Below are 11,277 nucleotides of genomic sequence, written 5' to 3'. Positions count from 1 at the left end.
AAATGAACAACTTGAAAACCATGATCGGTGCGACGCTGATTCTTCTGACCACCGGTTGCGCGGCCACCGAATTCCGCGTCCTCGACGGCGAAATCGTCCAAGCCCAAGAGAGCGCGGAACTGGGGCAAGGGAACGTCACGGTCGCCAATTCGGAAACCACATTGACCCGCGCGCCCAATGTTGTGACGCCGCCGTCGAACCCGAAGACACCGGGCTCATCGAACGGCGGCTCCAGCACGAATCCGAACTCCGAGTCGAACTCCGGAAACTCGAATGCCCCCTACGAAACTCCGCAGACCCCGCCGCCCGTCGTGGTGACCGAATCCTCCACCACGCCGTCGGGTGGTAGCTGCACGGCCGATTTCGAAGCGGGCCATATGTGCGCGGGCGGTACAGGGATCGTGTTGAATTCGGGCGCCGCCGCCGAAGCGCAATGCCGCGCCTACTGCGAAAGTAAGAACGCGGGCTGCTGCGCGATCGGCAAAACCAATTTCAATTCGCAAAAGTCGTACTGCCACGCCGGAGCGCAGGCGCGCGTTCGCTACGTCAACAACTACGCGCAGCTGTTTCCGCAGCTCGTGGCGGCCGGACGCAAAACCGAAATCAAGGCACTCAATTGCCGTGGCGTCCAACCGCGCACTTTCACCTGGGGAACGGCCGAAACCGTTTCGAAAGAGTGTTTGAAGAACTTCGATTTCCGTTTGTACGGAGAAGTGCCCGGTAACGCCGACGTCCTCGCCTACACGCGCGGCAATGTCGCGCAGCTCGAAGCGCACTGGCATCAATTCGGAAACGTGGAAGGTCGCGATCTGAATCGCAACTGGGCCGCGATCCGGAGGATCTTCAACATCGACCAGTACCTGGCGGAGCAACCGGATGTCCTGCTCGCCGGAGTTCACCCCTGGTCGCACTACCAAAGCTGCGGTTCCTACGAGAGGCGTCGCTTCGTCCAATAATTGAATGCCGTAAGTCTAAGGGCGGCGGCTCTCCCCGGGGTCGCCGCCTTTTTTACGTCTCGGGCGCAGTCCGCATGAAGTGACAGGTGTAGCCGCCCGGGTTCTTGCGCAGATAATCCTGATGATAATCTTCGGCGGGCGTGAAGCCTCTGTACTCGCGTACTTCAGTCACGATGGGCTTCTTCCAGAATTTTTCCGCGTTGATCTGGGCGATGACCTCTTCCGCCGTTTGGCGTTGTTCGCCGTCGTGATAAAAAATCACCGAGCGGTACTGCGAGCCGCGATCGTTCCCCTGTTGATTGGGCGTCGTCGGATTGTGCATCTTGAAAAACCAATTCGTCAGGAAATCACGGAAGTCGAATTGCGCGGTCTCGACTTTCATTTGGATACTTTCCGCGTGGCCGGTCGTTCCTTGCGAAACTTCCTTGTACGTCGGATTTTCCGTCGTGCCGCCGGCGTAGCCCACCGTCGTCTCGACGACTCCGGGCAAAGTCCGGATGATCTCTTCCATGCCCCAGAAACAACCGCCCGCGATCGTCACCAATTTGATGCTCATGATTCGCCTTTCTTCCGCAGCCGTACGTCGAAACAGGTCTCGCCCCGCTGCAGATACTTCATCTCAAAATGTGTGCGGGGTTCCCGCTTCGTCAAGACGACGTCCGGCAAAGTGAACGCGCGGAACTCGACGACGTCCAGATTCCAGGCGCGCGTGGCGTGGTCGCGGATCTCCTCGGCATAATCCCGCAGATTCGTGGCGAAAATCACCTCGCCCCCGGGCTTCAACGTCTCCAGCAGACGTCCGAAGAACGGCATGCGGATCCAACGTTTCGCCGGGTTCTTCACCTCGGGATTCGGGTACAAAAGATGGATGCGCTCGAAGAGGTGATTCGAGGCGAACTGATGGACCCAGCTGACGGCGTTCGCATGCACGGGCAAAAGTTGCGCGGGTTCGCCGTTATTCTGATAACGACGCGCGAACTTCTCGAATTTCTCGCGCGTATGTTCGATGGCGACGAGTTTGCGCTCGGGGTTCGCGAGGGCGTAGCGGATGGGGTGCAGACCGACGCCGCAGCCGATCTCGAGATCGAAGGGTCCCGCGCCCTCGAGGAAGGCGGCGGCGCGCGGATCCGGTGGCAGCAGTTGGGGCTGATGAAAGGCGCGATGGACTAGCGGCTCCACAGAAATTTCCAACGATCGAGTTGGCAGAACACCAAGAGCGCGTAGGGGAAGAAGGTCGCGGCCGCGATCCGCCAGCCTCGCATGAAGTTGAGGAAGAAGTGCGCGCTCACGATCACGAAAACGATCGGCGCGAGAATCGCGGTGGCGATCAAAGGGGTCCAATCCAGAATCAAAAGTAGGCCCGCCACGAGTTCGAGAAACTTCACGACCGGCATCAGAAAGCCCGTGGCGTGAAGCGACTGAATAAACTTCTCGAAACGTGGGGACTGCGGGGGGATCTTCTGCCAGCCGAAAAAGCCGTTCAAAGCGTAATAAACGAAGAACAGGCCGACGCCCCACTCGAGCAGTCGCTCCACATTTCCCCAGCTCAAAATAAACCCGTCGGGAAGCCAAAACCCCATGACTCTTGGTAGGCCCCGAAAGCGCCTGTGGCAACGGGTTTACGCGGGCGGCAATGAGGCCCTTGCCGGAACCCTAACCCAGTGTTAACTCTCGCCCGCTTTTTCACACCAAATCGGAGCCTTGAGATGTTTTCCCGGTCCCTGGATTCAAACCGCGTTTTGCTTGTGTTCTTCATCCTTCTGGTTTTGGTTGTCGCTCAGTTCTCGACAATCTAAAAAACCACGAGGTTTCGATGAAAATCCTGTCCCTGCTGTTCGCCCTGATTACGGCTCCCACCGCGGCTTTCGCCCTTCCCGTCGTCGGTGAGCAAGTCGTCTATGTGGGCCAAGCGCTCATGGCTGACGGCCTTTACGACATCAAAAAAACCATCCGCGTGGAGGCTTACGACTCCGTAAAACGCGAATACACCGTGCTGCAGATTTTCGAGCAAAGCGCGGAGGGCGCGCCCCTCGGCTCGCTCCACGAAACCACGCAGGTCCCCGAGGCCTACTACGCGGCGATCGAGAACCAACTCATCCCGACTCTCGCCACCCGTTGCGGCGAAAGCTTCCCCTCGCACGTCCCCACCATCATGACGACCACGGCCAAAGACTCCGTGGAAACACCCATGGGCACCATCGAAGCCTGCCGCATGAACTTCCCCGCCAAAGGCGGCCTGCTGACCAGCTCCTGGTTCGCGGCGGCAACAGCCCCCTGGGCCGTCAAAGGCCACGACCAGAGCCTGAACGGCACCTACATGACCATCATCCTGCAATCCCACACCCGCCCGTAAGGTACCACGTACCGCGTGCGGTACCATCTACCGCACGCGGTACGTGGTACCTCCCGAAGTAGATGCTAGCTTTGGAATGAAAAACCCGCCGGGAGGCGGGTTTTTTTTGGCTTACTTTTTCTTGGAGGCGCCTTTTTCGAGGGCTAGCTTGAATTGGTCGGCCAGCGTGCCCATGGAGGCTTTGGAGGTCGGCATGACCACGTCCTTCCAGGCTTCGGCGTCGGGATCGGCGGGAGGGGCCAGAGACATCTTGCGATCTTCGATGTTGAGTTCGGCGACTTGGACCGTGGTCGCATCGCCGATCTTGAGTTTTTCGAAGGGATAGTCCGGGACGTCCGAAGCACGGGCGCGAGGCATCAGGCCCACGACGCCGGGAGCGACTTCCACGAAGATGCCGTAAGGTTCACGACGCGTGACCTTGCCGTTCAGGATCGCGCCCACGGGCATCTTCATCGGCACGAGCGACCACGGATCGCCGCCCGCATCTTTCAGTGAGAGCAGGATCTTCTGATCCTCTTCGTTGATCTCTTTGATCATGACGGTGACGGTTTCGCCTTCCTTCATGAGCTCGTCGGACTTCGTGACACGTTTGGTGTAGGACATCTCGCCCAGCGGGACCAAACCCTCGATACCGGGCTTCACTTCCACGAAGCAGCCGAACTTCATACAACGAGTCACGCGGCCCGAGACGACCTCACCCACGCGCAAAGTATTGATCGAGTCCCAGGGCTGCTCGCCCGCTTGTTTGATCGAAAGCGAGATCCGCATGCGGCCGTCATTCTCTTCGATGCGCAGAACTTTCGCCTGCACCGACTGACCCGGCTTCAGAGCGTCCGCGGGATTCGAAACGCGGCTCCACGCGATTTCCGAGACGTGCACCAAACCGTCCAGACCGGGGCTCAGTTCGACGAACGCGCCGAAGGCCTCCAGGCGCGTGACCGTGCCCTTCACGATGTCGCCGACTTTGACGTCCTCTTTGAAGGCCGCGGCGCTGGCGCCCTGCTCTTCTTCCAGGAGCTTCCGGCGCGACACGGTGATATTGCGACCGCCGCCTTCGAACTTCGTGATCAGGAACGAATACTTTTTGTTGAGGTGCGCCTCGGGCGAATCGGTTTTACGCAGATCGATTTGGCTGAAGGGGCAGAACGCGGTCTTCCCCATCAAAACGACGCGGTAACCGCCGTTGATGACCTCCGAGACTTTCCCCTCGACCGGCAACATCATGTCGAACGCGTCTTCCAGATCGTCGGCCAGATTTTTCGCCGTGGGTTTGGTCGAAACGCGGACTTCCGAGCCCTTCACCTGCACGACGAAGAGATCCAAGGTGTCGCCGACTTTCACGGTCAGATGGCCGTTGTCGTCCTTCGGCAGATCCGCGCGCGCCATCACACCGTCGTTCACGGTGCCCGTCGACACGAAAGCTTCTTCTTTGCCGATGGAAAGGATCTCGCCTTTGATTTTGTCGCCCGCCTTCAAAACGGCGCCGACGCCTTTGAGGGAGCTTTCGAACATCTTGCCGAAATCCGCGGAACCGGACTGGCCGTTATCGTCTTCTTCAAACAGGTTTTTCATGGCCTAGGATTTAGGCCTTCGGCCCGCGCTTGTCTACTGTAGGCATTTGCAGCGCTCGACCGAGCACAGCATGCTTTTCGTCCCGCGCCGCCATTGGAATTCAGAGATTTTCCCGTCCTTCTTTTCGACCATCAGGATTTCGCCGGGACTGAGCGCCAATTGATAAGCCTCCGAGGAGCCACGGACCTCGCCCATGCTTAAAAGGCGGGCCAAATCCTGGGGGCCTTCAACGTTTTCGGGGAGCTCCTCCACGACGGGAAGGTCCTCCTCGTCCACGCTGAAGAGTTTGACCTCCCAGGCGTATTTCGTGTTCGCCCCGTCCTTCGGGGTGACCATCACCCGACGCTCGCTGCCGTCGCTCCAGGTGAGCGTATAGGTCCGCCATTCGGTCGCCTTGCGGCCTTCACTTTCGGATTCGAGAGAGGTCAGCAGACTCGGAAGACTCGAAGATTCGCGCTCGGGCGCGCAGGTCTTCAGCGATTCTTGAAAAGCTTGCGGCAAATCCAAAGCCGCCGCCGGGGTAGCCGCGACGAGCGTGGGCAGGTTTTCATCGTCCACGCCGTCGTCGGAAGTATCGTGCGAGTCCTTGGCCATGACCAAGCTGGTGTCTTGGGGAAGGTCTGGGTTTTGGGGTGGGTTCGTTTTCACGTTCTTATAAATGAAGAACGCCAGCCCACAGAAAAAGATCAGACCAAGGATCGCACGCGAGAGTTTCATTAAAGATTCGGAGCCCACTCGCCCCACGACTGGCACGAATTCGAGCCACGGCGTTCACCCCAGCGCGCTTGGATGTCGTCGTTCGGGTTATTCGAGACCGCGCCCGCGAACAGACGGCGCTTCATCTCGGAGAGGTCCATGCTGACGCCGCGACGGTACTCAACCACGCAGAACGAATCCGCGGTCACGCCTTGAGCGCGCATCGCCTGGTTTTCCGCGCGGGCACCACTTTGGACGGCCGGGAAGATCTTGCGCAGACGGCGCAGAGTCTTCTGATCCATCTTCGAGGCGCTCTTGAATCCTGAGCGCAAAGCCATCAGATCGTCGAACAAACGCTCGTCACGGGAAGGTGTCGAGTAGGTGTCGTACTCCGCGTAGGTCATGCAACGACCGATGCTCGCGCGAGCCTGCACGCCTTCGTTGACCGAACTCACGCGCTGTTTGAAGGCGTCGCACGCGGCCTTCATCAGACGATCCATCTTCGCTTGGTCGCCCTCTTTTTGCGTCGCGAGTTTGCCGGTCGCGCGCGAGGTCCATTGGCTCAAGGGAATGCGGTACTGCTCTTCGCTGTAACCGGGAACGTCCCACACAGGGCGACCCAGGTAAGCCAGCGGACGGAACGCGCGGAAGCCCGCATGTCCGGACGGCGTCTGATCGCCTTCAAAGACCCAGCCCGGATTCGGCCACGAGGTCCGCTCTTGCAGCTTCGAGCCCGAAGTCGCGCCGATCGTCGAGTTGAAGACGAGGTGGGGCACGCCGATGGACAGCATGTTCTGCAGCGTCCACGAGTGGTGGTTCTTCTGCGTCGCCAGCAGCATGATGCCGGGTTTGACGTAAGAGCGGCTGAGCGCCACGGGGAAGGAGTCGTTCGGCAGCGAACGGGTCGAACCGACATTATAGATGAGGTTCAAAAACGCGCGCGCTTTCGCGGGCTCGCTTTGACCGTCCCAGCGGGACATGGCGTTCGAAAGCACGCCGCTACCGGTGGGATCTTTGATCGCGAAAGGGAGTTTGTTCATGTACGCGAAAACGAAGCGCATGGTGTAGACGGTGTCCGCGCAATCCGCGCGCATGCCTTTGAAGGGATTCGCCTCGCCGTTCGACAGTGTCGATTGGGTCAGGGCATTCACGGTCCATGAGCTACGCACCCAGCTCACGTAACGCTCTTCCCAGGACGAGTTCCAGTTGTTGCGGTTATTCCAGACGGCGGCTTGAGCCGAAGTGGAAGCGAGCAGGAGCAAAGTTGCTAACACATGAATTCGCATTCGGTTTCCCTTCGTCAGTGATTGATGACGCAGGCACCCATAACGAAAATTGACGCATAAGGCAAACCGCCTTGAAAACTGTTCATTTCATAGGCATTACCGAATTAGCGAAAGCGCAGTGAACGGAGGAAGGTCATGACCGCAATCCCCGCCACCAGCATCCAAAAGCGGTTACTCCCCACCGCCTCGATGGTCTGCTGGAAGAAGGCCACCGAGGCCGCGCCCGAGCCGCGGACATCGAAGGCCCGCTGAACCCAGGGTCCCAGCGCCGCCATGGCCGTCACGAAAGCCGTGAAAAGCAAGACCCGCACGGCTTTCGGCCACGCCTGGGTCAGGATCATCTGCCCCAGAAAAACGCCGCACAGAACGAGCGAGCTCGTCGCGGGCGAATAGTGCTTCCACAAATTCCAATTGAGATCGCCGCTTCCGAAAGGGTTCAGAAAAGCGGCTTGGACGATGGCGAGGTTCAACAGCAGCAGCATGCTCCCAGCTTACGGAGGGCCTACCGCGCAGTCAAAGTCCGCCGACTTAGGCTTGGATATCGGGGCGCTTCGGCGCGTGACGCGACTTTTCGAAACGGAAGTTCGAAAGCAGCTCGTCGCGAACCTTCAGAAGTTGCGCCGGCAGACGCGACATCAACTTGTCGAAGAAACCGATGTGCCCGCGCACCTCGTTCTCCCACTCGTCGGCGTCGATCGTCATGACCTGGTCGTACTTCGTTTTCGAGAACTCTTCGAGGCCGCGCCAGTCGAGGTCTTTGTACTCGGGCACGCGACCGATGGGCGTGGTGATCGCGGGCGCTTTGTCCTGCACGCGCTCCATCATCCAGCGCAAGACGCGCATGTTTTCGCCGTAGCCCGGCCACATGAATTTGCCGTCCGCGCCTTTGCGGAACCAGTTCACGCCGAAGATTTTCGGAGGATTCGTCAAACCCGCGCCGACCTTCATCCAATGCGCGAAGTACTCGCCCATGTGGTAGCCCGCGAAGGGTAGCATCGCCATGGGATCGTTGCGGACGACGCCGACTTGGCCGACGGCCGCGGCGGTCGTTTCCGAACCGACGGTCGCGCCCAGATAAACGCCGAAATTCCAGTCGAAGGCTTCGTAGACGAGCGGAATCACCGAACCGCGACGGCCGCCGAAGATGACCGCGCTGATCGGAACACCTGCGGTCGATTCCCATTCGGGGTCGAGCGAAGGGCACTGGCTAGCGGGAGCGGTGAAGCGCGCGTTCGGGTGCGCGGCTTTACGACCGCAATCCGGAGTCCACGCTTGCCCCGTCCAATCGGTCAGGGTCGCGGGAACTTCGTCCGTCATGCCTTCCCACCAGACATCGAGGTCTTCGGTGAGGGCCACGTTCGTGAAGATGGTGTTCTTCTCGACCGATGCCATCGCGTTGGGGTTCGTTTTATAAGAGGTGCCTGGAGCCACGCCGAAATAACCGGCCTCGGGGTTGATCGCGTGCAGACGTCCGTCCGCGCCCGGCTTCAGCCAAGCGATGTCGTCGCCGACGGTCGTGACCTTCCAGCCATCCATCGCCTTCGGCGGGACCAGCATCGCGAAGTTCGTTTTGCCGCAGGCGCTGGGGAAGGCCGCCGTGACGTAGATCTTTTCGCCTTGGGGGTTTTCCACGCCCAGGATCAGCATGTGCTCGGCGAGCCAACCTTCGTCGCGGGCCATGGTGCTCGCGATCCGCAGTGCGAAGCACTTCTTACCCAGAAGCGCATTGCCGCCGTAACCCGAACCGAAGGACCAGATGGCGCGCTCTTCGGGGAAGTGGACGATGTACTTTTCGTTTTTATTGCAAGGCCACTTCACGTCGGCCTGTCCCTCTTCGAGTGGCGCGCCCACGCTGTGCAGGCAAGGCACGAAGTCGCCGTTGCCGAGAGTCTCGACCACTTTGCGCCCCATACGGGTCATGATCTTCATGTTCACCGCAACGTAGGGCGAATCACTGAGCTCGACGCCGATCTGTGCGAGCGGCGATCCCACAGGCCCCATGCTGAACGGCACGACGTAAAGCGTCCGGCCGCGCATCGCGCCTTTGAACAGACCCCGCAAAGTCTCTTTCATCGCGAGAGGTTCGGACCAGTTGTTGGTGGGGCCCGCGTCGTCGGGATTTTTCGAGCAGATGAACGTGCGCTCTTCAACGCGCGCGACGTCCGACGGATCCGACAGCGCCAGGAACGAATTCGGGCGCTTCTCGGGGTTCAGGCGGATGAACGTGCCGGTGCCAACCATCATCTCGCACAGCTGGACGTACTCTTCTTCCGAGCCGTCACAGAAATGGATCGCGGAAGGCTCCGTCAGGGCGACGACCTCTTCGATCCAGGATTTCAGTTTTGCGTTGGCATAATAGGACGGAAACTCGATCGACGATTTTTGAAGTAGAGTCATGGCTCGGCTTTTTAGCCGCCCGATCAAAGGGGTGGCAAACAAAAATTCCCCACCGGACACCTCCCCGGCCTTGGCTATCCTAAGCTCCGGTAAAGACTCCAAGCGGAGCGTTTACAATGGGTTACGCCCGGAGCCCGCAGGCCCGGACGTCGTTCACCGTGAAAGGATTCCCGAGTTAGATCGTTTGGAAAACGAGCGAGCAGTTCGTGCCGCCGAAGCCGAAGCTGTTCGACAGCGCGGCTTCGATGCGTTTCTGCTCGGTTTGACGGAGCAGCGGCATGTCCTTCACTTCGTCCTCGGGATCGTTCAGGTTCAGCGTTCCGGTCAGGAAGCCTTCCTTCATCATCAGCAGCGTGTAGATCGCTTCGTTCGCGCCTGCCGCGCCGAGCGCGTGGCCGGTCATCGACTTGGTGGAGCTCACGAACGGAAGTTCACGACCGAAGACCTCGCGGATCGCTTTCAGCTCTTGGATGTCGCCGACCGGAGTCGCCGTGCCGTGCGCGTTCAGATACTGAACGGGCTTCGTCGCCGTCGCGATCGCCATCTTCATGCAGCGAATCGCGCCTTCCCCCGACGGTGCGACCATGTCGTAACCGTCCGACGTCGCGCCGTAACCGGCGAGCTCGGCGTAGATCGTGGCGCCCCGCTTTTTCGCGTGCTCGTACTCTTCCAGAATGACCATCCCGCCGCCGCCCGAAATGACGAAACCGTCACGGGTGCGGTCGAACGGACGCGACGCGGTCGCCGGCGCGTCGTTGTACTTCGAGGACATCGCGCCCATCGCATCGAACAGCGAGGACATCGTCCAGTGCTCTTCCTCCGAGCCGCCGGCGATCATGATGTCCTGTTTTCCCAGCTGAATGATTTCGGCCGCGTTGCCGATACAGTGCGCGCTCGTCGAACACGCCGACGAGATCGAGTAGTTGTAGCCTTTGATCTCGAACGCGGTCGCGAGGTTCGCGGAAATTCCGCTGGACATCGCTTTCGGCACCGCGAAGGGGCCGATCTTTTTCACGCTCTGTTGGCGAGCCGTGTCCCAAGCCTCGACGAGATTCGAAGTCGAAGGACCGCCCGAGCCGACGATCACGCCGGTGCGGGGATTCGAGATCATTTCCGGAGTGAGTCCCGCATCCTCGATCGCCTCTTTCGCCGCGAGATAGCCGTAAGCGATCCCGGGGCCCATGAAGCGGCGGAGTTTACGGTCGATCAGGTTTTCCCAGTCGACGTGGATCGGCGCGTGGATCTGCGAACGCATACCCATCTGCGCGTAGGTTTCGGATTTCACGACTCCCGACTTCATCGCTTTGAGCGATTCGGTCACATCTTTTTTACCATTGCCGATCGGCGAGATGATGCCGATCCCGGTGACGACGACGCGTCTCACGCTTGGCCTCCTTGAAGTTCTTCAAGTTTGAACAGTCCGACTTTCAAATCGTTACAGACGTACGCGGGTTTGCCATCGATGTGCATGGTGCCGTCGCCGATTCCCATCGTGAGCGCGCCCGAACGGATGCGTTTAAAGTCGATACGGTAAGTGATCTTTTTGTTGTGCGGCAACGCCTGGTTCGTGAACTTGATTTCGCCCGCGCCGAGCGCGCGACCGACACCGGGATGTCCCAGCCAGCCCATGTAGAAGCCGACCATCTGCCAAAGGGCATCGAGGCCCAAGCAACCGGGCATGACGGGATCGCCTTCGAAGTGACATTTGAAGAACCAAAGGTCGGGATGCAGATCCATTTCGGCTTCGAGGTAGCCCTTGCCGTGCGCGCCGCCCTCTTTCGAAATCTTGGTGATGCGGTCGACCATCAACATCGGGGGCAGCGGCAGCTTCGCGTTTCCGGGGCCGAACATCCGTCCGTGCCCGCACTCCAAAAGATCTTCTTTCGAAAAATGGTCCTTCATCATCGGGGTCATTTCCATCGATTGGCGTCCTTTCGGGAGCAGAAAAATTGAGCCCCTAACTTGGGGATCAGGCGGCGAAATGTCACGACAATTTGGGCAAAAATTGACGTCTTGC

The 11,277-nt window shown here is 59.6% G+C and carries 12 protein-coding genes; 2 read left to right on the top strand and 10 right to left on the bottom strand.

From position 1 onward, the window contains the following. The first annotated feature begins 2 nt into the window (after window positions 1-2). The gene (locus KF767_01175; GenBank protein ID MBX3016471.1) at window positions 3-956 is read left to right on the top strand and encodes a hypothetical protein; all 954 of its coding nucleotides are present in this window, start codon (window positions 3-5) and stop codon (window positions 954-956) included. 52 nt (window positions 957-1,008) lie between these two features. Here KF767_01175 and msrA read toward each other — a convergent pair whose 3' ends face one another. Genes msrA through KF767_01160 form a run of 3 tightly spaced genes read right to left on the bottom strand, consistent with a single transcriptional unit; the run spans window position 1,009 to window position 2,536 of the window. Continuing rightward, entirely contained in the window at window positions 1,009-1,512 is a 504-nt protein-coding gene (msrA, locus tag KF767_01170) for a peptide-methionine (S)-S-oxide reductase MsrA (protein MBX3016470.1), read from the bottom strand. Beyond that, window positions 1,509-2,135, bottom strand: coding sequence for a hypothetical protein (locus tag KF767_01165; protein ID MBX3016469.1), 627 nt, complete (start codon window positions 2,133-2,135; stop codon window positions 1,509-1,511). Before KF767_01165 ends, msrA begins: the two co-directional genes overlap by 4 nt. Continuing rightward, entirely contained in the window at window positions 2,123-2,536 is a 414-nt protein-coding gene (locus KF767_01160) for a DoxX family membrane protein (GenBank protein ID MBX3016468.1), read from the bottom strand. The genes KF767_01165 and KF767_01160 overlap by 13 nt, the downstream gene beginning before the upstream one ends. 233 nt (window positions 2,537-2,769) lie before the next feature. On the opposite strand from KF767_01160, the gene KF767_01155 reads away from it, so the two are divergent. Continuing rightward, a complete protein-coding gene (locus KF767_01155) occupies window positions 2,770-3,309 on the top strand; it encodes a hypothetical protein (protein ID MBX3016467.1) in 540 nt (179 codons plus the stop codon). Between the two features lie 111 nt (window positions 3,310-3,420). Here KF767_01155 and KF767_01150 read toward each other — a convergent pair whose 3' ends face one another. The 7 genes from KF767_01150 to fabA all read right to left on the bottom strand — a co-directional run bounded on the left by KF767_01150 (window position 3,421) and on the right by fabA (window position 11,180). Beyond that, window positions 3,421-4,881, bottom strand: a complete 1,461-nt coding sequence (locus tag KF767_01150) for a S1 RNA-binding domain-containing protein (GenBank protein MBX3016466.1) — start codon at window positions 4,879-4,881, stop codon at window positions 3,421-3,423. A gap of 33 nt (window positions 4,882-4,914) precedes the next feature. Then, the gene (locus KF767_01145) at window positions 4,915-5,598 is read right to left on the bottom strand and encodes a hypothetical protein (GenBank protein ID MBX3016465.1); all 684 of its coding nucleotides are present in this window, start codon (window positions 5,596-5,598) and stop codon (window positions 4,915-4,917) included. Beyond that, window positions 5,598-6,863, bottom strand: coding sequence for a hypothetical protein (locus tag KF767_01140; GenBank protein MBX3016464.1), 1,266 nt, complete (start codon window positions 6,861-6,863; stop codon window positions 5,598-5,600). Before KF767_01140 ends, KF767_01145 begins: the two co-directional genes overlap by 1 nt. 104 nt (window positions 6,864-6,967) lie before the next feature. Further along, complete coding sequence (locus KF767_01135) at window positions 6,968-7,345, bottom strand: hypothetical protein (protein ID MBX3016463.1); 378 nt, start codon at window positions 7,343-7,345, stop codon at window positions 6,968-6,970. Window positions 7,346-7,391: 46 nt separating this feature from the next. Continuing rightward, window positions 7,392-9,260 (bottom strand): phosphoenolpyruvate carboxykinase (GTP), encoded by a 1,869-nt coding sequence (locus KF767_01130; GenBank protein MBX3016462.1) that lies wholly within the window; start codon window positions 9,258-9,260, stop codon window positions 7,392-7,394. 175 nt (window positions 9,261-9,435) lie between these two features. Next, a complete protein-coding gene (gene fabB, locus KF767_01125) occupies window positions 9,436-10,644 on the bottom strand; it encodes a beta-ketoacyl-ACP synthase I (protein ID MBX3016461.1) in 1,209 nt (402 codons plus the stop codon). Then, window positions 10,641-11,180, bottom strand: coding sequence for a bifunctional 3-hydroxydecanoyl-ACP dehydratase/trans-2-decenoyl-ACP isomerase (gene fabA / locus KF767_01120; GenBank protein ID MBX3016460.1), 540 nt, complete (start codon window positions 11,178-11,180; stop codon window positions 10,641-10,643). Before fabA ends, fabB begins: the two co-directional genes overlap by 4 nt. Window positions 11,181-11,277 lie beyond the last annotated feature (97 nt).

Source organism: Pseudobdellovibrionaceae bacterium (genome assembly GCA_019637875.1).
GTDB lineage: Bacteria > Bdellovibrionota > Bdellovibrionia > Bdellovibrionales > Bdellovibrionaceae > JAHBUW01.
Note: the sequence above shows the minus strand (reverse complement) of the source record. Positions and strands in the feature narration are given on the sequence as shown.